The sequence below is a fragment of the Streptomyces sp. NPDC002499 genome (genome assembly GCF_053595415.1).
Map to the genome: position 1 here is coordinate 357,668 of NZ_JBSFXO010000002.1, position 20,568 is coordinate 378,235.

Here is a 20,568-nt window from a genome sequence, read left to right on the forward strand (position 1 = left end):
CGAAGACGCAGAAGACGAAGGTGACACGCAGGATGGACGAGCCCCCCGTCGACGGCGACCTCCACCGGATCGTCTTCGACGCTCCCGCGCGGAGCTGGCTGGAGGCCGCACCGGTGGGCAACGGCCGCCTCGGCGCCCTCGTCCACGGCGGCACCGCGCGGGACCGGATCTCGCTCAACGACGGAACGGCGTGGTCGGGGAGCCCCACAAGCGCTCCCCGACCGCCTGCCGACGGGCCGGCCGCCCTGCGACGGGCCCGTCGCCACCTCGCGCGCGGCGAACACACCGCCGCGACGAGGGAGGTTCGGAGCGTCCAGGCCGGATGGGCCCAGTCCTATCTCCCGTTCGCCGACCTCGTACTCACTCTGGTGCCACCCGAGGGATCCTCGTACGACGCGCACGGCAGTGAGAGCGAGGGGTACCGGCGCGTCCTGGACCTGAGCCGGGCGGAGGTCGAGACCCGGTTCCGCCTGGGGACCGTGGACGTCTGCCGGCGCGTGTTCGTCTCGGCGCCCGACGCGGTGCTCGTCGTCTCGGTGGAGGCCGGCGCTCCGCTGGACATGACCGTCGAGCTGACCAGCCAACTCGCTTTGATGCAAAGCGAGTTGCGGGAGGATGCGGCGGAGCTTCGCTTCCGGATGCCCTCCGACGTACCGCCACCGCACGAGCCCCACCATCCCGTCGTGTGGTCCGAGGCGCCGGGCGAGGCCATGCGCGGAGTCGTACACGCCCGTCTCGTGCACAACGCACCCGAAGCGCCGTCACCGGACGCGGCTGGGGCTGGGACTGCGCTGACCGTACGGTCCGCCAGTCGGCTCGACATCGTCATCTCGACCGCCACGACCTTCGGGGGCATCGCGCGCCCCCTGCTGGCCGACGAGGCGCTGGACTCGGCGGCCGGGACGGTCGACGCGGCCCTGCGCCTGGGTGTCCCGGCGCTGCGCGAACGCCACCGTGCCGATCACGCCGCCCGATACGGCAGCGTCGCGTTGCGGATCGCAGGCGCGGCCGGCGCCCGGGAGCCGGGGAGCGGCGGCGGGCCGGCCGCGACCTGGCGCCGGATCACGACGGCCGCCGAAGGGGACGTGCTCGCCGACGACCCGGGACTCGCCGCGCTGTTGTTCCACTACGGCCGGTATCTCCTGTTGGCCGGCTCGCGGCCGGGCGGCCTGCCCGCCACCTTGCAGGGACTGTGGAACACCGAACTGCGCGCGCCGTGGAGCTCGGGTTACACGCTGAACATCAACACCGAGATGAACTACTGGGCGGCCGGCGTCACCGACCTGGCCGAGTGCGCCGTCCCGCTGCTCGAACTCGTCGAAGCGCTCGCCGTGACAGGTGCCGCGACCGCGCGCGAGCTGTACGGCTCGCCCGGATGGGTCGCTCACCACAACACCGACGCGTGGGCATACACACCGCCCGTCGGCACGGGCGACGCCGATCCGGCCTGGGCGTTCTGGCCGATGGCCGGAGTCTGGCTGTCGCTCGAACTCGCCGATCTGGTGAGGTTTGGGTTTCCCCAACTCCTGGACCGGGTAAGGCCGTTGGTGCGCGGAGCGGCGGAGTTCGCGTTGCATCAGCTGATCCCCGCAGACGACGGCACGCTCGGCACGAGTCCGTCGACATCGCCCGAGAACCACTTCCGTACCCCCGACGGCGGCGTCAGCGCTGTGGGCCGGTCGGCCACGATGGACCTCGCCCTCGTCGCCGCCCTGTTCGACACCGTCATCGAGTTCACGTCGGAAGACGACACGGACGATCTGCTCGTACGTCTGCGCCGCGCGCGAGCGATGATCCCTGGCCCCTCGACCGGGCGGGACGGACTGATCGCCGAATGGCGCGACGACCCGCCGACGGCGGAGCCGCACCACCGCCACCTCAGCCATCTCTGGCAGCTCTACCCCGGGCCGGGCCTCCCCACGGGACTGCATCCGAGCGCCAGTGCTTCGATCGACGCCCGTGGGGACGAATCGACGGGCTGGTCGCTCGCCTGGCGGATCGCGCTGCGCGCCCGCCTCAAACAGCCGGACCGGGTCGCGCGACTCATCCGGCTGATGCTGCGCCCCGCACCACCCCAACAGACCGGTCAGCGCGCGGGCCTGTACCCCAACCTGTTCGCCGCTCACCCCCCGTTCCAGATCGACGGCAACCTCGGGTACGTCGCCGGCATCGCCGAGGCACTCGTCCAAAGCCACGCCGGTTGCATCGAGTTGCTCCCCGCCGTCCCCGCGGCCTGGGCACATGGAGCGGTGCACGGGCTGGTCGCACGTCCGGGCGTGTACGTCGACATCGAGTGGGAGGCCGACGAGCACGGCCGTCCGACCGTCGTCGCCGCGACACTCACCCCGCGCGCCGAGCGCGCACGGACACCGGTCACCGTCGTCGCGCACGATCGCCCCATCACCGTCGACCTGACCAACGGACCCGTCACCCTCGACCGTCGGCACTTCACGAGGAGCACACCCCGCCCATGACCGAACCGGCCACAGCCCCGTCCCGCCCCGTCGTCGAGGTGACCGCCCACGGCGCGGACCCCACGGGCCGCCAGGACTCGACACCCGCCGTACGGAACGCGATCGCCGCGGCACACCGGATCGGCGGGCCCGTCACGATCCGCTTCGCACCCGGCACCTACGCCCTGTGGGCGTCGTCGGCGGCCCGCCGCGAGCTGTACGTCTCGAACACCGTCGGCGTCGATCCCCGCTACCGCGAGAAGGCCGTCGGCATCCTGCTGGAGGGGTTCGACGACATCGAGATCGACGGAGGCGGCGCCCTCTTCGAGTACCACGGCCGTCAGACGTCGATCGCTGTCATCGACTGCGGCCGGGCCGAACTGCACGACTTCACCGTCGACATGGTGCAGCCGACCGTCGTCGAGCTGACCGTGCGCGAGGTCGGAGTCGCCGAAGCAGGGCCGTTCCGCCTGGTCTCGGTGCCTCCGGGCACCGACGTCCGTCCGCACGGCCGCACCGTCACATGGGTGGGAGAGATCGACCCGTCCAGCGGCGAACCGGCCTGGACCGGTGAGGGAAAGCTGGACTACTGCCAGGTGCTCGACCCCCGGACCAACCGCACCTGGCGCACCGAATGCCCCCTCTTCGACGACGTCGAACGCATCACGCCGACACCCGAGGGCCTGCGCATCGACTACCGCACGGAATCCCCCCTGCCCGGCGATCAGGGACTGGTCTACCAGCTCCGCCACACCGACCGGGACCACCCGGGAGCCCTCGTCCTGGAAAGCGAACACGCCCTGTTCCACGACGTGCGCTTCGGCTACCTGCACGGTTTCGGACTGCTGGCGCAGAGCGGCGGCGACCTCCTCGTACAGAACTGCACCTTCGCCACCCGGGAGGGCACAGGGCGGACCACCGCCGGCTTCGCGGACTTCGTGCAGGCGTCCGGACTGCGCGGCCACGTCGTGGTCGAGGACTGCCGGTTCGACGGCGCGCACGACGACGCGATCAACGTGCATGGTCTCTACCTGCGGGTCGACCGTGCGGACGGCGACGAACTCGACCTGACCTACCCCCATCCGGAGACCGCCGGCTTCCCGCAGTTCTCCGTCGGGGAACGGTGCGAGATCGTGCGCGTGGACGACGGCACCGTCGTCGCGACCGACGTGGAGGTACTGAGTGTCGACGGGCCGAGCGGTCGGGACCACGCCCACGACCTCACGCACATGCGCATCCGGTGCGCGGGGCCGCTGCCCGACGCCGTCGCTACATCGGGACCCGGCGAACTGGCCGTGGAGAACATCACCCGCACGCCCGCGGTCACGGTCCGGCGCTCGACTTTCGAGAACCTGCCCACCCGGGGAGTGCTCGTGTCGACACGTCGGCCGGTCGTCATCGAGGACTGCGTGTTCTCGGGACTCGGGATGGCCGGCGTCATGATCACCGCCGAGGCCGGCAGCTACTGGGAGTCGGGCCCGGTGACCGACTGCGTCATCCGCGGCAACCGGTTCGAGGACCTCGGCGGTCCAGCGGTGTTGATCAGTCCCGTTCGGTTCCCCAACACCACCAGCGCCTTGCACCGCAACATTCGCGTACTCGACAACCAGGTCTCGAACTGTGCGTCATGGCCGCACGACGGCGACGAGTCGGGCGCGGTGTCCGGCAACTGGGTCGTCGACGCGACGAGCGTGAACGGTCTCGCCGTCGTCGACAACACCACACCCTCAGGTGTCCTCTCGGTGCGGCTGAACCACTGTCCGGACGCACTGGTGAGCGCGGGAACGGGCAGCCCGGTGCGCGTGCGGGCCCTGCCTACCGCTTGAGGCGTCCACGGACGGCAAGGACGGCGAGCCCGAGCAGGACGGGTTCGGTCAGGCGGGAGGCCATTTCGGTGTAGGTCCCTGCGGTGGTGAGGACCTGGTCGGAGGAGCGGAAGATCACCGAGTTGACCACCACGCGCAGCCCCTTCTCGAATCGCTCGCTGGAGAGCCGCTCGTGGAGGGCGTTGGTGGGGTTGACCGGGTCGGGCTTCTCCGCAGGCAGCCGAACCTGCCGGCTGGTCACACTGGCCACGGTCTCCGGCTTCCAACTGTCGGCGGGCAGACCCCACAGCATCATCACCAGCACCGTGCCGGCCATCGCGAGCAGCAGCCACACCATGGCGCGGGCGGCGCGCAGTCCGTATCCCGAGAGCGCCCAGTACGCGGTGAGGAGACCGCGTTCCGCGCGCGGCCGGTGCTGATCGTGACGACGCATCTCCATCTCGCCGTAGTAGAAGTCCGCCGCGTCGGGCTCGTTCTTGCCGTCCTCGAACGCCTTGCGCAACGCCCGGTAGACAGGCGCGAGTTGGGCGGGCCCCACATGGTCGCCATGTTCCGTGTCGGGGACGGTCTGCTGCCAGCCCGCGACTGCGGTCGGCCGACGGGAGCGCCAATGGTGCTCCTCGGCGAGGGTCCGGCGTGCGGTGAATCGCTGCGGGCGGAACCTCCGCCATTGCGTGCGGCCCGGGACGTCGGCGAAGGTGCAGTCACCTTCCAGGCGGATCTGGTCCAGGTGGACGGTCCCGGTGAACAGGCACTGGGTCAGGTCGACGTCGGCGAGCACCAGGTGCGCGGCGTCCACCCCGCGCAAGGAAGTGATCCGCACTCCGGGGCCGGTGGTGTCGGCAAGGAGATCCTCCGGCATTACCGCGCCGCGATGTCCGCGGGAGTTGGGAAAGGGGGTTTGCTCGGCGGCGATGCTCAGGGGGTATTCGAAGACGGTGTGTGCGAAGTCGACGTCGGCATGGCGAATTCGCAGTGTGGCGGTCGAAGTCCAGCGCGTCCGGAGGCACTCCAGGCGCCGGGCCGCGATCGACAACGTCACCGGCTCGCTGAACCTCGCCCCCGACAGCAGCACCGTCTTCCCGCAGACCAGCGGCCCCACCTCCCCCGCTCGCTCGAACACCGCCGCACGGAAGTCGACATCCTCGGTGAAACGCGTCGCCTCGAACCAGGCGAAACCGGAGAAGGTGGCCGAGTCGAACCAGGCGTTGCCGGTGAAAGTGGCCGACTCGAACCGGGCTTCACCGGCGAAGACGGCTTCGTGGAACCGGGCGTCGCCGCTGAAGTCCGCCGCTCCGAAATCGGCGGTGCCCGTGAAAGTGACCGACCCGAAATGGGCGGTGGCGGAGAAGGTGGCCGACCCGAACCTCGCGTCCCCGGTGAAAGTGGCCGAGTTGAAACGGGCGTCGCCGGTGAAAGTGACTGCCCGGAACCCGACGCCGGTGAGGGTGGCCGAAAGGAACACGGCGGCATCGGCGAAGGTGGCCAGGAGGAAGTCGGCGTTGCCGGAGAAGGTGGCCGAGTGGAACCGGGCGAGGCCGCCGAAGGTGGCCGACTCGAACCCGGCGTAGGCGGCGAAGTTCACCGAGTCGAACTGCGCCTCGCTGCTGAACGTGGCCAGGTTGAACCAGGCGCGGCCGGTAAAAGTGGCCGAGTTGAAGCGGGCGACGCCGCTGAAAGTGACCGCCTCGAAATCGGCGTCGCCGGTGAATGCGGCTGACCCGAAATCGGCATCGTCGGCGAAGGTGGCCGACGAGAAGCGCACATCACCGAGGCGAGGGTGGTTCGTGGCGGTGTCCTTGAGGGCGTCGAGCAGTCGGCCGAGCAGTTCGGCGGTGAAGGTGGTACCCCGGTGGTCGATGTCGTGGCCCGCGTCGAGGCTCGCAAGGTGAGCGTCGCGGTCGACGTCGGAGAGATGCGCCAGGCAGGCCGAATACGGGGCGACAGAGCGCCCGTTGCAGCCGGCGCGGTCCCCGCCGGTGACACCGTCACCGCAGTTCGGCCAGTCCGGAACGACAGGGTCTGGGGTGAAGAACATAAGGGTGAGTACATCGCCTGCCGATCGACCGCTGCCAGGCGGCCCCCGTAGAACACGCGCGCACCTCGCATCCCACGCGAATGGTATTGACTACCGCTCATGACTGACACCGAGCGCACGGCGAGCCGAACGGCGATCCTGGTCTGCCAGGGGCGGGCGGCGGCCGACGGCAGGCTCGCGGTGGGCCGGTTCACGGACCCGGTGGCGGTACGACTGCTACGGCACCCCGAGCGGGCCCCCGTGGACGAGGTCCGCGCAGGCACGCCCCCAACCGGCTGGAAGGCACGCACGACCTACGAGAGTGTGCGCGCCTGCGCCGAGGTCGTCGTGCCGCGCACGGTCGCGATCGACGACGCGGTACGAAGCCACGGAACCCCCCAACTGGTCGTGCTCGGCGCCGGCTTGGACTCGCGTGCGTGGCGGCTGCCCGAGCTCGCGGACACGGACGTATGGGAGGTCGATCACCCGGCCTCCCAGCGGGACAAACAGGAACGCCTGGCCACAGCGGACGCACCGCCCGTCGTGGCTCGTTCCCTGCGCTTCACTCCGGTCGATTTCGCAACCGACGACCTGGGCAGCGCACTTGAGGCCTCCGGTCATGACGCGTCGGTGCCCACGACCTGGATCTGGGAGGGGGTCGTCCCCTACCTGACCAGCGACGAAGTGCGGGCCACGGTACGTGCCTTCGCCGACCGTTCCGCGCAAGGGAGCACGCTCGTCCTCAACTACCAGAGCCCGTCGGCAAAGGCGTCCGCGGGCCGACTGGTCGCGCGTGTCCTGAGCAGCTCGGTCACGGCGGGCGAGCCGTGGCGTTCGCTGTGGAAGCCGCAGAAGATGGCGGCTCTCCTCGCCGAGTACGGGCTGCGCGTCGTCTCCGACGAAGACCTGCTGGCCATCGCGCATCGCCTGGAGTCCAGCGCGCAAGGCCGTACGGCACTGCGCTCGGGCCGCGTCGCCGTCGCCGTCGCCGTCGCCCAACAGGGTTGAATCCAGCCCGGATTGCAGGCCCCCCTCTTCGGTCGAGGGCCGGGCCGCTCACTCCATGCACTGGACCGTCATGACTTCGACATGTCCGGCTCCTCGGACCGCACACCGTCGCCACTGCGCTGCTGACGCTCCGCACGCTGCTGGACGAGTTCCTCGACCGCGCTGGGCAGGGTCGTCTCGAAGTCGATCAGCTTGGCCCAGGTCGGTGTCATCACGATGCGCACCATGCCGTCGTACAGCGAGTGGACCTCGGCCTCCCACACGACCCGCTGCTCGGCCGTCATGCCGTAGGAACCGTTCATCTCCAGGTACTCCTCGGGAATGCCCTCGACCTCGTCGAGTTCGACCGTTCCGCGAACGAGCAGGATCTTGGGCGGGTGCACCTCCGTGTCGATCGTGATGGCGACGGTCGGGTTGTGACGGAGCGAGGCCAGCTTCGGAGCGTTCTTCGACGTGCACATCACGACCTCCCTGCCGTTCCAGGCGAAGGCGATCGGGATGCTCCGCGGTGTCCCGTCCTTGGCGACGTACGCCAGGCGGCACAGGTCACGGGCCAGCAGCTCCTGGCTCAGCGGGCGCTGGAGGATCTCGGTGATCCGGTCGTTCGTCATGGCGGGCCTCCTGAGAGCCGTGCGACCACGATGGTCGCCTCTGCCCCTGGGACGGAGCCGTCATCCCGTTCTCGACATCCGCGCCAGACTTTCTTCCGCGGCCGGACAGAACGGCAGCGCAGGCGGACGCCCAGGGGCCGGCAGCGGGGAATCCAACCAGCCCCTAGCGGATACGTGGCTGCGGCAGGACCTGGAGAGTGTCACCGACAGCGCGCTCACCGGTGGCGTCCGACGGGGCGTTGACGAGCTTGCCGTTCACCGCCATCGCCGTAGAGCCGCCGCCGTCCAGGTTGAGGGCCTCGACGGCACCGAGCGAGCGCATGAACTCGGCGCCCTCCTGCAAGGTGAATCCCTCGCTGCCGCCGGTGAGACGACCGTCGACGGTGACCAGGAGGAGACGGCCGCGCGCGTCGATGCCGGCCATGGTGCGCGGTTGGCGGATGTTGGACCAGGCGTAGCCGAACGAGAGGTCCTTCGGGTCGAGGGTGCCTTCGGTGGCGGCGTCGATGCTGAGACGGCCGTCCTCGACCAGGGTGGGCGCGGCGCTGACGATGCTGTCGCCCCGCCCGAGCCGGACGCGCCGGCCCTCGGTGTCCCGTACGACCTCGGTGACCGGGACGCGCTGCCCGACCGTGGCGTGCGAGGTCAGCCAGTCCGCCGCGGTGCCGATGCCTTGCAGGACGGTGTCACCGGCCGGGACACGGCCGCCCCGGGCGCCGGTGGACACGACTCGGCCCGTCGCGTCGAGCACCACCTGGGTGCCGGCGCCGGTGGGCAGGTTCGCGCCGAAGGCGGGGGTGAACTGGACCAGGTCGTCATTGGTGTGGCAGGTGACATCCTGCCAGGGCAGCGAACTCGGCGTGAGACCTGGACGTCCGCAGTCCCGTACGGTGCCGGGGACCCGGTTGATGCCCTCCACGGCGTAACGCGACACGCCCGAGCCGGCGGTGACCGTCGACGTCAGGTCCGCCACCCGGAAGCGCCGCCCTCCGTCCTCTACGATCAGCGCGGCGCGGGACCCTACGGCCATCGACTCCAACTGCCCGTCGTAGGCGGCGCTGCCGGACTGGGTGCCGGGGACGCCGTCGGAGCCGGAGATGACGAAGAAACCGGCGTTGACACCGACGAGCGAGCCGAGTTTCCCGGCCACCGACGACGTGGTCTCGCGCTGGGCCACGTTGCCGTCGTGGGTGCCCGCTACGGTGCCGGAGAACTTCCGCGGGTCGACGACCGCGACATGGATGTTCTCCACGTCCGCAGGCTGTTCGGGTTCGTAGCCGGTCCACTCGGTGACGGCGTGAAACCCGGCCGCGTTGACGGAGGTCGCGACAGCCTGCGCCGCTGCCCGGTCGGCGTAGGAACCCACCCGTACGCGCAGGCCCATCGTGCCGTGCGGGGTGTCGGCGTACCGCGGCCACCGAACGGTCTCGATACGCGGCTGGAATCCAGCTGCCTTCAACCGCGCGCCGGTCTCGTCGGCCCAGGACCGCGGGCCCACCTCGGCCCAGGCCGCGGCGCCGGTGAGACGGCTGGTCGTCGGTTTCTGCACGGTGACGGTCCACGTCGGCACGGAAGCGGCGTTGCGGATCGTGCCTGTACGCACCTGGACACCGGGCGCCACGGTCTGCGTCGTCCACTCAGAACTCACCGGCCCACGAGATTCCGCCTGCGCCGACGCCGGGCCGGAGAGCACGAACGGCGCGAGGGCGGCCAACACCGCGGTCGCGATTCCCATGGTCTTGCGCCTGGTCCCGTTCTCGTTCATGGATCCTCCCGGTTGCCGCAACGGACACGACTCGTTGACCGCCTGAACCGATCACAGCCCATACGGGGAAACGTGTCCCCGCTCCCCGAGGTGAAGGCCACACGAAGATTGCCCGACTCTCCCGTGCCGTCGTAGAAGGCGGGGACGGAATCCGGCCGTGTCCCGCGTCGGGACGACGGGGGTTGCGGAAGCCGTTCGGGCGTGTCGGAGGGGTGCGTGAACTCCTGGATGAGTCGGGCGAGTCGTGCCGGCTGATCCAGGAGGATCAGCCAAGGGGCGCGTGCGCCGGTGCGGCTGTGACCGAGCACGCCAGTTGGCCGTCCGCCCGTCGGGACGATGAGTTTTCGGCGCGCGTCAGGTCTACAGGTCCTGAGTGATCCTGGAACTGCATGGGAGCGACGTGAACCGTATGGAATCTGACAGCGTGGGCGGTACCTCGGAGCCGGAACTTGCGCAGCTGGATCCGGTGGCGACGGCCGTTGTCCGTGGCGTCGTCTCGACGGCCGGCCTACGCGACTTCCCCCGGACATGGACCCGCGTGACCTACGCACCGAGCTGAACTGGCCGGTGGCGGATTGACGGACCTGCCCGGGTTCATAGGCAGCGGAGGTCGCGTACGGGCCGCTCTCCCGTCGCGAGGAAGCGGGAGACCGCCTGGTCGCCGCAGGCATTGCCGTTGTCCAGATACGCGCCGTGGCCCGTGGAGTCGACGCTCACCATGACCGCACGCCTGCCCAGGGCGGAACGAAGTCTCAGAGCGCCGCTGATCGGGGTCGCCACGTCGTGCTCGTTCTGCACAAGCAGGATGTTCGACGGACCGCGGCTGGTGATCGGCACCGGCGGCTGTGCGGGCGGGAAGGGCCAGGCGGCGCACGGCATTGCGTTGGCGGGCATCCCGGCGGTCAGCGGGTACTTGGCCCGATTCCGGTCGACAGCCTTCTGGTAGACGGCCGCCGACCTCGGCCAGGCGCTGTCGTTGCAGATCGTGCTGGTCGAGACCGCGGCGAGGTTCTGCAGTACCGCTTCCGGAGGTGCCTTGGGTGCGGGCGGTGGGGTGTCCTGCCGTAGACCGAGGATCAGTTGGGCCAGGTGGGGGAAGTCGTCGGGGTCGTAGAGGTGATTGAACACCGCCTGGCGCAGTGCGTTGCCATCCATGACGTCGGGGTTGGCGCCGGGCCAGGGCAGCGGGTCGTGGTCCAGGCGGTCGGCGAGACCCAGCACCTCCGAGCGCACGGCGGCGGGCGTGTCGGCCAGCCGTCGTGGATTTTCGGGCGCGGAAGCCCATCGCGAGAACTGGGCGAACGTGTCCTCGATGCCAGGGGCGAGTTCGGTGAGCCAGGCGCGGGAGATGGCGGTACGGCCGTGGTCGCCGGTCGGGTCCAGGCTGGAGTCCAGGACGATCCGGTCGGTGTGGTGCGGGAACAGTTGGGCGTAGACCGCGCCGATGTAGGTGCCGTAGGAGATGCCCCATGCGGAGATCCGGCGTTCGCCGAGTGCCGTGCGGATGCGGTCGATGTCGCGGGCGTTGTCCACGGTGCTGATATGGCGGATCAGCTCGCCGCCGTTGCGCGCGCAGGCCTGAGACACGCGTCGAGCGGTGGTCATGTTGCCGGTGACGGATCCGTCGGCGGCGGGCCAGGGCCGCAGCTTCGTCAGAGCCAGGTCGCCGTGTTCGAGGCCGCAGTCGACGGCGGTGGACGGCGCGTTCCCGCGCGGGGCGAACCCGATCAGGTCGTAGCTGTCGCGTACCTCCTGCGGCATCTTCCGTCCCCTCACGGCAGGGTCGGCCAGGCTGGTGCCGCCCGGGCCGCCGGGGATGATCAGCAGGGCGCCCCGGCGGGCGGACGGCTTCTCGGCGGCGATCCGAGAGATGGCGATGTCGATGTGCCGGCCGTCGGGATCGGCGTAGTCCAGGGGGACTTGGAGGGTCGCGCACTCCTGGCGCGGGTCGGATCCGGAACCGCACGGCGACCACTCGAGTACGTCGGCCTCCGCCGGCGTCGAGGCGTGGGCCGCGAGGGGTGCGGTGAGACCGAGGAGCAGGGCGGAGGCGGCGATCAGGGAACCCTTGCGGACGGTCTGCTTCACAGGGACGACCCTCACGATCGACGGACCCTCACATTCGGGCAACTTCCCTTCTTACACGGGAGGTTGCCCGATGGATACCTCTGAGGCACTCCCTTTCCTGCCGGGCGGGCCGGCACCATCACGGCCCGCCTGGTCGACGAGGCCTGCTTACGGAGGGGTCGGACCGGCCGGGAACCACTGGGCGGAAGCGCGTCGAGCGGTGAGGATGGGAGGGAGGAGGTCGGAGACGCGCGTGCTCGGTGAGCGCACTCGGTCGATCACCAGGGATCCGCCCTACGTCGTGTGCCGGTTCTCGTCGTAGTCGTCCTGAGCGGCGAGTACCGCGGGCATGCGCGTGACCAGCAGGCCCAGGAGCTCCTTCACCTTGGCCGCGGTCTCGGTACCGATGTCGGTCAGGCTGTATTCGACGCGCAGCGGGAAGGTGCTCTGCACCTCGCGGCGCACGAAACCGTCGCGTTCCAGCGCTTGCAGTGCCTGGGCGAGCATCTTCTTGCTGACGCCGTCCACCCGCCGTGCGAGCACATTGAAGCGCAGCGGACCGTCGGCGAGCGCTCCGAGGGCGAGCATCCCCCACCGCCCGGTGATGTGGTCGAGCGTCGGCCGCGAGGGGCAGTTGCGGGAGAAGACGTCGAACTCGATGGCCGGGTCCTGGGTCTCGTCGTCCTTCTTCACGCTCTTCCGCATGGGTTCACGGTACCCCGGCGGTCGCGGTCCCTCCAAGAGAATGGCATCCAGCAGATACCGGTAACCCTGGGGTTGTGGTTTCGAAAAGTTACTGAAAGGCTCAAGGCGCCGAGCAACACCACCCCTCTGGCAGGAGTCAACGATGATCGACAGGCGTTCCATGATCGGTAAGAGCACTGCGGTGGCCTTCGGCGCACTCGCTCTGACTGCCGTAGCCGATGGCACCGCCTTGGCCCAGTCGTCCGGCGGGCGAAAGCCTGAACACACCGGCGGCTGGACACCCGCACACACCCTGACGCCCGGATTCCTGCCGGACCCGGCCGCCACCCCGGTACCCAACCCGCCCTTCCCCAGGGATCTCACCCGACGTGAGCGAGCCCACCTGGAGACCTTCGACGAGCTCGACTTCGTCGTCTACAGCAACGCCGACTGGTCGCGGCTCGGCGAGAGCCACGCGCAGAACATCCGGGTGCACTGGCCCGACGGACACTTCACCGACGGCATCCAACGGCACATCGCCGACATGGCGACCCAGTTCGTCTGGGCACCGGACACCAACATCAAGTCCCACCCGCTGCGCGTCGCCAAGGATGACCTCACCGCGGTGACCGGCGTCATGAAGGGCACGTTCTCCCGGCCCATGCCCGACGGGAAGGGCGGCTTCATCAAGCCCACCGGCCGGAAATTCTCGATCAACATGGCCACGGTGGGCCTGTGGAACCGCCAAGGCACCATGGACGAGGAGTTCCTGTTCTGGGACACCCTCAGCTTCAACCAGCAGATCGGACTGGCATAAGCACTGATCTGACGTGCTGCTGGTGCCGGCAGGGCAGGTCATACACCTGACAAATGGCGACGACCGGCTCCGTCTTGTCCCCCGTGCGAGCTACGCGCAGGTGTCCACTGTGCGGTGACGATCTCGGGGCGCCGGATCCCTAGCGTTCGGAACAGCCGCGGAACTCCTGTCGCGGCTCCGGACGAAGGGACATCTCATGAGACTGGTATGGCAGTTGGCGGCCGTCGCGGCGGTCGCCTTCATCGGCAGCCTGGCCGTCGGTGCGGCGCAGGACAACGCGGTGCTCACGCTCCTGCTGGGCGGCGCCACGGCCGCGCTCTCGGTGTTCGTCTACCGGTGGGTGGTACGGCGGACGGAGCGGCGCGAGGCAACGGAGGTGGCGCGGGAGGGGGCCGCGAAGGCGATGGGACGCGGCACCCTGATCGGATTGGCGCTGTTCACCGTCGTAGTGGTGAACCTCGCCCTCCTCGGTGACTACGAAGTCGACGGTCTGGGCTCGGTGTCGGGCGCGGTGGGCCTGATCGGGTTCATGGCGGCCGCCGCGGTGACGGAGGAACTGCTGTTCCGCGGCGTCCTGTTCCGGATCGTGGAGGAGCGTCTGGGCACATGGCTCGCGCTCACCCTCACCGGTCTGCTGTTCGGCCTGTCCCACCTGACCAACCCGCACGCCAGCCTGTGGGGTGCCCTCGCCATCGCGATCGAGGCGGGCGGCATGCTCGCCGCCGCGTACGCGGCCACCCGCAGCCTGTGGGTGCCGATCGGCCTGCACTTCGGCTGGAACTTCGCCGAGTCCGGCATCTTCAGCACCGGGGTGTCGGGCAACGACACCAAGCAGGGACTGCTGGACGCCTCTCTGTCGGGGTCGAAGCTGGTCACCGGCGGCGACTTCGGCCCCGAGGGAAGCGTGTACGCGGTGCTGGTGGGCCTGTTGACGATGACCGCGTTCCTGTGGCTGGCACGCCGCCGCGGCCAACTGGTGCCCCGCCGCGGGCGGGTGGCCCGGACGCAGGCGACCGATACAGTTTCCCGGTGATCGCTCTTCGGCGGCTCCAGGACGGCTGGCGACGACTCGACGTCACGGCCCGGGACCTCCCGCTCGGCCTGCTGCTCCTCGGCGTGGCGCTCCTGCCGGTGTGGCAGCGGCACGGGACGCGGCTCGGCGGCGTGCCGGAGCGCCCCTTCGACGCGTGGACCGTGGCGGTCATCGTCCTCGAATGCCTCCCGCTCGCGGTACGCCGGCGGTGGCCCGCCTGCTGCCTCGCGCTGGTGTCACTCGGCTTCGCCGCCGACCAACTGCGCGGCTACCACCTGGTCGCCGGTACCGCGTTGCTGGTCGCGCTGGTGAGCACGGGACTGCATCTGCGGCGCAGGCGGCACGCGACCGCGCTGCTGTTCTCGGCGGCGTACGTGCTGCTGGCGGTCGCGCTCTCCCGGCTCGGCTCGGGCGAGCCGCCGAGCGAGTTCGTGACGTTCTACCTGGTACTGACGCTCGCCTGGGGCGCCGGGGCATGGCTGCGCGCCGCCCGCATCGCGGAGTCGGAACGCGGCCGGCGTCTCGCCGAGGACACCCGCACCGCCGAACGCACCCGTATCGCCCGTGAGTTGCACGACGTGGTGACCCACCATGTGACGGCGATGGTCGTGCAGGCCGAGGCGGCCCGCTACCTGACCGCCTCGCCCGACCGCCTCGACCAGTCCCTGACAGCCGTGAGCGACACCGGCCGACGGGCCATCACCGACCTGCGGCACCTGCTCGACCTGCTCAACCCGGACCACGGGACCGAGGCCGGCCACGACGCGAGGACACCGCCCGTCGGCAGGCTGCTCACGCTCGTCGAGCAGACCCGCCGGGCCGGGCAACCGGTGGAGTTCACCGAGCAGGGCACGCCGTCCGAGTCGACCGGCAGCGCCGACCTCGTGGCCTACCGGGTGGTGCAGGAGGCCTTGACCAACGCCCTCAAGCACGCCCACGGAAGCCGCACTTCGGTCCAGGTGCGGCACGGGACGAAGGAGATCACCGTGGCGGTCAGCACAGCGGGTTCCGGTCCGCGGGCGGCGTTCCCGGGCGGCAGCGGGCGGGGTCTGGTCGGCCTGCGCGAACGGGTCGACGTCCTCGGCGGTGACTTCAGCGCACAACCGCAGCCGGACGGGGGCTTCGTCGTCCGGGCGCGCATCCCCTCGGGCAGCCCGTCGTGACATCCGAGGCGTCCCCCGCCCCGACCGCGCGGACCGCGCCGATCCGGGTCCTGGTCTGCGACGACCAGATACTGATCCGCACCGGCCTGGTGACCATCATCGACGCCCAGCCCGACCTCGAGGTGGCGGCCGAGTGCGGCGACGGGCAGGCCGCGGTCGACCTCGCCGGCCGACTGCGCCCGGACGTCGTGGTGATGGACATCCGTATGCCGCTGCTCGACGGCATCGAGGCCACCCGAATTCTGGCCGGCGCCGGGGTCGCACATCCCGTCAAGGTCCTCGTGGTGACGACGTTCAACCTGGACGAGTACGTCTACGCGGCGCTGCGCGCGGGGGCCAGCGGCTTCCTGCTCAAGGACGCGCCACCGGCCCAACTCCTGCACGGCATACGGACCGTGGCCTCGGGCGCGGCCCTGTTGGCCCCCGAGGTGACGCGCCAGCTCGTGGGCCGCTACGCCGCCCGGATCCGCCCCACCCAACGCACCTCGCACGACATCCCGCTGACCCCCCGCGAACTGGAGGTCCTCCGCCTCATCGCGGACGGCCTGTCCAACAGCGAGATCGCCGGAACGCTCGTGATCAGCCAGGAGACCGTCAAGACGTTCGTGTCACGCATCCTCGCCAAACTCGGCCTCCGCGACCGCGTCCAGGCGGTCGTCTACGCCTATCGGCACGGCCTGGTCACCTGAGGCGGATCAGTGACACCGAAGGCGGCGGCTCGCGGGGGCGGCGCTCCGGGCCGCGAACCGCGGCTCAGGACGATGTGTTCGGCGGACGACAGAGGGATGTCCCCCACCGTGTCCCCGTGCACGGGACGGTTCGTCGGCCGCGCACGGGGACGTTCGGTTCGTCAGCCGGTGTAGCCCGCGAAGATCTTCGCGAACTCGTACGGCGACTGCGCGATGTTGGTGCACATGTACAGCGCGCCCGTGCAGGCGTTGCGGTCACGGGTCGCTTCCCAGAAGGCGAGTTCCCCGAGGTGTGTGCTCTTGGCGAAGGCGACCAACTGGCGGGCGTCGGCCTGGTCGTAGATGTGACCGTCGTCGTTCTGCCCGAGCATCGGTGTCACACCGACCTTGGCCCAGATCTGGGCGTCGCTGCTGCCGGGGTACAGCGTCTTGAGCTGGGCGAAGGTGCTCTGTGCGGCCTGCACGGCGGCGTCGCCGTAGTCGACGTTGCGGTAGTAGTCCATGGCCATCACGTTGACGACGTCGAGGTTCACACCCGCGTCACGTGCCGAGCGCACCACGTTCAGGCCGTCCGTCGTCAGGCCCTCGGGGAGCGCCGGCAGGGTCAGCGACACCCGCAGGTCGGGGTGGGCCTGCTGGAGGCGGGCGATGGCCTGGGAGCGACGTGCGACGGAGGTGGGGTCGGCGGTGGCGGCGCCTTCGATGTCGAAGTCGACGTACTTCAGTCCGTACGCGTTCACGACCGCGTTGTACTCGGTGTAGAGCGCGTCCACGGTGGAGCAGGCCTGTGCCAGTTCGATACCGCTGGCGCCGCCGAAGGAGACCTTGACGTCACCGCCGCCGGCCCGGATGGCATCGATCTGGTCCTTGGCCCAACCATCGCGCGGGTCATAGGCGTTGAACCACATCGCCTTGCAGGCCGAGGCGGTGATGAAGGCCATCGTGTAGCTCTTGATCCCGCTCGCCGAGGCCATGGCCGGCATGCTCGGCGTGGGCCACGCGCCCATGTCGACGTACGGTGCGGTGGGCAGCCCGACGCCCGGCTGCTGGCCGCCGCCCGCGGTGGTCGTGCCGGTGACGGCCGTGCTGTAGGCGGAGAGGTTGCCCGCGGCATCCCGGGCCCGTACGCGGAACGCGTATCCGGTGCTCGCCTGGAGCCCGGTGGCCGTGTACGACGTGCCGGTCACGGCGACCGGCGTTCCGCCGTCGCGCGAGACCTCGTATCCGGCGACGGACCCGGAGTTGTCGGTGGACGCGGTCCATCGCACGGTCAGCGAGGAACCGGTCGCGGAGCCGACGGTCACTCCGCCCGGCACGCTGGGCGCCGTGGTGTCGGTGCCGCTGCTGCCCGTGCAGGACCCGCCGTTGAGCTTGCAGTTCGTCGGTGTGCCGTTGCCGGCCGACACCCAGCCGAAGGTGGCGGACGCGCCCGGCGCCAAGTTGCCGTTGTACTCACGGTTCTTGAAGGCGTAGTGGCTGCCGCTCTGGGTGAGCAGTGAGTCCCAGTACGAGCCGACCGTCGTGCCGGAGGGAAGGTCGAACTCGACCGTCCAGGTGGACAGGGTGGTGCTGCCGGAGTTCGTGACGGTGTAGGCGCCCTGGTAGCCGCCGGACCAGGTCGAGGTCTGGGCGAAGGTTGCCGTGGGCGTGGTGGCGGCGGACGCCGGTGGGGCCAGAACAGCGAGCAACACCCCTACGAACAGGGCGAGGAGTGCCGAGGGTCTGCGCATTGCTGTCTCCAGGGGGTTGGGCGCCGGGTGGGCGCAAGAGACTGCATCTGATTGGTCCATACCAAAGCTCTGCCTGTGTACGTACAGAGCGCTGAACCGCGCGTCAAGACCTGAGCGGAGCGTGAGCGTGTTCCCGGTACGTCGGATCGAAGAAACTGACCCCTAGAAGAAGGCCTGCGCGCCGACAGTCGGACTTCGCCGGCCCCTCAGCCCGCGTGAAGGATCCGCAGGCGACCGGGTTCCGCCGGATCGCGGTCGACGACCTGCACCGGCGCCGAAGCCCATTGCCACACGCTGATGCCCTCCACACGCGAGAACCGGATCTGTCCGCGAGTCCCTTCGACCCCAACCCGCGGCCAGGACTCGGCGATGCGTGCCCGGTCCGTGCCGTGCGTACGGAGTGACTCGGCGAGGACGGTGATCGTGTCGTAGCCCTCGAAGGCGACGAAGGAGGGCGCCTCGTCCAATCGCTCGCCCAGGGCCTTCCCGACTCGTGCGCCGAGAGGGCTGAGGGACTCGGGCAGGTAGCGCAGGAACGGGATCGCGGCGCCGTCGTCGCCCTGCAGCCTCGCCCACTCGGCGAACTCCGGTTGTCCGGCCGGAGCACCGATCCTCACCTCGGCGAGGCGCTGGTCGCGGCGGACCGCCTTGACGATCGACACGGCCGGCTCCGGAAAGCCGGTCAGCAGCAGGAGGGCTGTCGCGTGATGGTCGACGAGTGCGTCGCAGACCTCTGTGGGGGTGAGCACGCCCATGTCGAGTTCGGTGACAGTGCCGCCGCGTGGAGCGAGGTGGTCGCGCAGGATGCGGATCCCGGACGCCCAGTAGACGCTCGGCTGGGCTGCCGCGGCGATACGGCTGTGACCCGCGTCGAGCAGGAAGTCCGCGTAGACCCTCCAGCCGCGCGACTGCGGCGGGGCCAGGCGCGCGACCCAGTTCGTCGGCTCGTCGGTGAGGGCGTCGAGCACAGCGGACGAGCACAGGAACGGCACGCCGAGGGCGTCGGCCCGGGCGGCAGCGGCGCGGGCGACGACGCTGTGGTACTCCCCCGCCAGGGCCGCCACGCCCAGGCGAGCCAGTTCGTCCACGGCGGCCGTCGCCCTCTGCGGATCGGCCGCGGTGTCCCGGACGACCAGCTCGATCGGGCTGCCTGCGATGCCGCCGGCGTCGTTCACTTCGTCGACGGCCAGCTGGAGTCCGGCCAGCAGGTGCCGGCCCGCCTCGACCCAGCCGGGCCGGGTGAGCGGAACGAGGACCCCGACCCTGACCGCGGATCCGTCGGTCGGTTCCGTTCCGGATGCCGTTGATGGCGCGTTCATGTGCTGACATCTCCCCCGTGACGACTCGGTCGCAGGTTACCCGGATCGTCGAATGTCAGGCTGTGCCGGTCTCCCCGCGCCACACCTCTGCGCGCTCAGACCCGTACGGGGGTCGGGCGTTGAGAGGTCAGGCCGATCTCCCCCTTGAGCATCCGTCCGCCGTCGCCGGTCAGGCGGAGGTAGTAGTCCGCGGAGCAGGACGTGCCGTCCTCGTCGAGGGCATAGATGCCCGACCCGGCGGGCACGTCGGCCGCGGTTTCGGCGGTCTTGGCGATCTGGTTGGCCTCGTTGAACTCGTCGAACATGGAGATGTAGACGCCCTGCGCGCCGAGGCGGATCATGTTGTAGAACTGCCGCCACATGAAGTCGCCGTGGGCGCGCTGGCGGTCCTGAAGGTCGCCGGGGAGGACGCAGGGCTGGTAGTCGATGCCGTGGGCGGTGCAGTCGGCGAGGTCGGGCTGGTTGACGTTCTGGTAGAAGTTGTCGGAGTCGGCAGCGGTGCCGATGCGGCCGACCATCCACGGGGACAGCATGTGGAAGGCGTGGTAGACGTCGGAGAAGCCGGGCCGTGAGTCCTCCGTGCCGGTGCGCCAGTGGGTGGGGACGCCTCCGATGACGTAACAGCCCTGGTCCTTGAGCCAGTTGACGACGTCGAGGCACTCGGCGGCGCCGAACGGGCGGGCGTCGTCGCTGAAGCCGAAGCCCCAGACGCACACCACGGGCTTGCCGTTCTGCCGGGCGTAGGCGGAGGACCGGGTGTGCGCGGACATCTTGCTCGTCCAGTCCTCCTTGATCTGGCTCGCCATCGTGGTCCAGTTGGTGACGTCGTACATGATGTAGAACTTCCGGCCGTTGGCCTCGGCGGCGGAGCGGACCTTCTGCGCCATGGCGTCGCGGGTGGGGCCTTCGGAGCCGAACGGGTTGAAGCGCTGGAGCGCCGCCGTGTCGATGGCGTTCTCCCGCATCCAGCGGAAGTGGGTGTCGACGGTCTGCTGGTCCCAGGAGGAGAAGAGGGTGGCAGGGGAACCGCCGTTCAGGTTCGGCATGTCGGTTCGGTACGTGGCGGTGTAGTCGCGTACGTCCGGCCAGGACTTGGCGCTGTTGGCGCCGGGGGCGGGAGCTTTGGACATGTCGGGGCTCCAGTGCCACCAACCGTTGATGGGGGCACTGTCGCCGGTGCAGGCGAACCAGCCCTGGTAGCCGACGGTGACCTTGCCGACCACGTCGCCGACCGGGCTGGCGTCGGTCTGCGGTGTGGTCCGGGTGGCGGCTCGGGCAACGGCCGTCGACAGGGCGGCGGTTGAGACGGTTCCTGCGGCCAGGGCGAGTGCCTGACGGCGGGTGATGGCCATGGGTGGGGGTCCTCTCGGTGCGGTGGGGGGAGTG

General features: G+C 70.0%; 15 protein-coding genes. 7 read left to right on the top strand and 8 right to left on the bottom strand.

Annotated features, from left to right (window positions below):
• Window positions 1-32 precede the first annotated feature (32 nt).
• Together ACWD5F_RS06265 and ACWD5F_RS06270 are read left to right on the top strand one after the other, a co-directional pair.
• On the top strand, window positions 33-2,474 hold the full coding sequence (locus ACWD5F_RS06265) for a glycosyl hydrolase family 95 catalytic domain-containing protein (protein ID WP_451251600.1): 2,442 nt from the start codon (window positions 33-35) through the stop codon (window positions 2,472-2,474).
• A complete protein-coding gene (locus ACWD5F_RS06270; protein WP_451251602.1) occupies window positions 2,471-4,279 on the top strand; it encodes a right-handed parallel beta-helix repeat-containing protein in 1,809 nt (602 codons plus the stop codon). The genes ACWD5F_RS06265 and ACWD5F_RS06270 overlap by 4 nt, the downstream gene beginning before the upstream one ends.
• Here the strand turns inward: ACWD5F_RS06270 and ACWD5F_RS06275 are convergent.
• Complete coding sequence (locus ACWD5F_RS06275) at window positions 4,269-6,317, bottom strand: pentapeptide repeat-containing protein (RefSeq protein ID WP_451251604.1); 2,049 nt, start codon at window positions 6,315-6,317, stop codon at window positions 4,269-4,271. The genes ACWD5F_RS06270 and ACWD5F_RS06275 overlap by 11 nt on opposite strands.
• A 99-nt stretch (window positions 6,318-6,416) precedes the next feature.
• Here ACWD5F_RS06275 and ACWD5F_RS06280 point away from each other — a divergent pair, with 99 nt between their 5' ends.
• Window positions 6,417-7,304 carry a class I SAM-dependent methyltransferase gene (locus ACWD5F_RS06280; RefSeq protein WP_451251606.1) on the top strand — a complete coding sequence of 296 codons (888 nt, stop codon included), beginning with the start codon at window positions 6,417-6,419 and terminating at the stop codon, window positions 7,302-7,304.
• A 68-nt stretch (window positions 7,305-7,372) separates the two neighbouring features.
• On the opposite strand, the gene ACWD5F_RS06285 is transcribed toward ACWD5F_RS06280, so the two are convergent.
• The 4 genes from ACWD5F_RS06285 to ACWD5F_RS06300 form a co-directional block, all read right to left on the bottom strand.
• Window positions 7,373-7,915 (bottom strand): pyridoxamine 5'-phosphate oxidase family protein, encoded by a 543-nt coding sequence (locus ACWD5F_RS06285; RefSeq protein WP_451251608.1) that lies wholly within the window; start codon window positions 7,913-7,915, stop codon window positions 7,373-7,375.
• Window positions 7,916-8,078: 163 nt separating this feature from the next.
• The gene (locus ACWD5F_RS06290; RefSeq protein WP_451251610.1) at window positions 8,079-9,680 is read right to left on the bottom strand and encodes a phosphodiester glycosidase family protein; all 1,602 of its coding nucleotides are present in this window, start codon (window positions 9,678-9,680) and stop codon (window positions 8,079-8,081) included.
• A gap of 594 nt (window positions 9,681-10,274) precedes the next feature.
• Entirely contained in the window at window positions 10,275-11,768 is a 1,494-nt protein-coding gene (locus ACWD5F_RS06295; protein ID WP_451251612.1) for an alpha/beta hydrolase, read from the bottom strand.
• A 273-nt stretch (window positions 11,769-12,041) separates the two neighbouring features.
• Window positions 12,042-12,452: a winged helix-turn-helix transcriptional regulator gene (locus tag ACWD5F_RS06300; protein ID WP_451251614.1), complete on the bottom strand. Its 411-nt coding sequence runs from the start codon at window positions 12,450-12,452 to the stop codon at window positions 12,042-12,044.
• Window positions 12,453-12,594: 142 nt separating this feature from the next.
• Here ACWD5F_RS06300 and ACWD5F_RS06305 point away from each other — a divergent pair, with 142 nt between their 5' ends.
• From ACWD5F_RS06305 to ACWD5F_RS06320, 4 genes are all read left to right on the top strand, one after another.
• A complete protein-coding gene (locus tag ACWD5F_RS06305) occupies window positions 12,595-13,248 on the top strand; it encodes an ester cyclase (RefSeq protein ID WP_451251616.1) in 654 nt (217 codons plus the stop codon).
• Window positions 13,249-13,444: 196 nt separating this feature from the next.
• Window positions 13,445-14,281, top strand: coding sequence for a CPBP family intramembrane glutamic endopeptidase (locus ACWD5F_RS06310; protein ID WP_451251618.1), 837 nt, complete (start codon window positions 13,445-13,447; stop codon window positions 14,279-14,281).
• A complete protein-coding gene (locus tag ACWD5F_RS06315) occupies window positions 14,278-15,444 on the top strand; it encodes a sensor histidine kinase (RefSeq protein ID WP_451251620.1) in 1,167 nt (388 codons plus the stop codon). Before ACWD5F_RS06310 ends, ACWD5F_RS06315 begins: the two co-directional genes overlap by 4 nt.
• Window positions 15,441-16,133 (top strand): response regulator, encoded by a 693-nt coding sequence (locus ACWD5F_RS06320; protein ID WP_451251622.1) that lies wholly within the window; start codon window positions 15,441-15,443, stop codon window positions 16,131-16,133. Before ACWD5F_RS06315 ends, ACWD5F_RS06320 begins: the two co-directional genes overlap by 4 nt.
• Before the next feature lie 161 nt (window positions 16,134-16,294).
• Here the strand turns inward: ACWD5F_RS06320 and ACWD5F_RS06325 are convergent, their stop codons facing one another.
• From ACWD5F_RS06325 to ACWD5F_RS06335, 3 genes are all read right to left on the bottom strand, one after another.
• Window positions 16,295-17,863, bottom strand: a complete 1,569-nt coding sequence (locus ACWD5F_RS06325) for a cellulose binding domain-containing protein (protein ID WP_451251624.1) — start codon at window positions 17,861-17,863, stop codon at window positions 16,295-16,297.
• A 206-nt stretch (window positions 17,864-18,069) separates the two neighbouring features.
• Window positions 18,070-19,182: an ABC transporter substrate-binding protein gene (locus tag ACWD5F_RS06330; RefSeq protein WP_451251626.1), complete on the bottom strand. Its 1,113-nt coding sequence runs from the start codon at window positions 19,180-19,182 to the stop codon at window positions 18,070-18,072.
• A 95-nt stretch (window positions 19,183-19,277) separates the two neighbouring features.
• On the bottom strand, window positions 19,278-20,534 hold the full coding sequence (locus ACWD5F_RS06335; protein WP_451251628.1) for a glycoside hydrolase family 71/99-like protein: 1,257 nt from the start codon (window positions 20,532-20,534) through the stop codon (window positions 19,278-19,280).
• Window positions 20,535-20,568 lie beyond the last annotated feature (34 nt).

Excerpts from the sequence above, each read along its gene's own strand:
- ACWD5F_RS06265 (WP_451251600.1), top strand. The coding sequence starts at position 33 with ATGGACGAGCCCCCCGTCGACGGCGACCTCCACCGGATCGTCTTCGAC.
- ACWD5F_RS06270 (WP_451251602.1), top strand. The coding sequence starts at position 2,471 with ATGACCGAACCGGCCACAGCCCCGTCCCGCCCCGTCGTCGAGGTGACC.
- ACWD5F_RS06275 (WP_451251604.1), bottom strand. The coding sequence starts at position 6,317 with ATGTTCTTCACCCCAGACCCTGTCGTTCCGGACTGGCCGAACTGCGGT.
- ACWD5F_RS06280 (WP_451251606.1), top strand. The coding sequence starts at position 6,417 with ATGACTGACACCGAGCGCACGGCGAGCCGAACGGCGATCCTGGTCTGC.
- ACWD5F_RS06285 (WP_451251608.1), bottom strand. The coding sequence starts at position 7,915 with ATGACGAACGACCGGATCACCGAGATCCTCCAGCGCCCGCTGAGCCAG.
- ACWD5F_RS06290 (WP_451251610.1), bottom strand. The coding sequence starts at position 9,680 with ATGAACGAGAACGGGACCAGGCGCAAGACCATGGGAATCGCGACCGCG.
- ACWD5F_RS06300 (WP_451251614.1), bottom strand. The coding sequence starts at position 12,452 with ATGCGGAAGAGCGTGAAGAAGGACGACGAGACCCAGGACCCGGCCATC.
- ACWD5F_RS06305 (WP_451251616.1), top strand. The coding sequence starts at position 12,595 with ATGATCGACAGGCGTTCCATGATCGGTAAGAGCACTGCGGTGGCCTTC.
- ACWD5F_RS06310 (WP_451251618.1), top strand. The coding sequence starts at position 13,445 with ATGAGACTGGTATGGCAGTTGGCGGCCGTCGCGGCGGTCGCCTTCATC.
- ACWD5F_RS06325 (WP_451251624.1), bottom strand. The coding sequence starts at position 17,863 with ATGCGCAGACCCTCGGCACTCCTCGCCCTGTTCGTAGGGGTGTTGCTC.
- ACWD5F_RS06330 (WP_451251626.1), bottom strand. The coding sequence starts at position 19,182 with ATGAACGCGCCATCAACGGCATCCGGAACGGAACCGACCGACGGATCC.
- ACWD5F_RS06335 (WP_451251628.1), bottom strand. The coding sequence starts at position 20,534 with ATGGCCATCACCCGCCGTCAGGCACTCGCCCTGGCCGCAGGAACCGTC.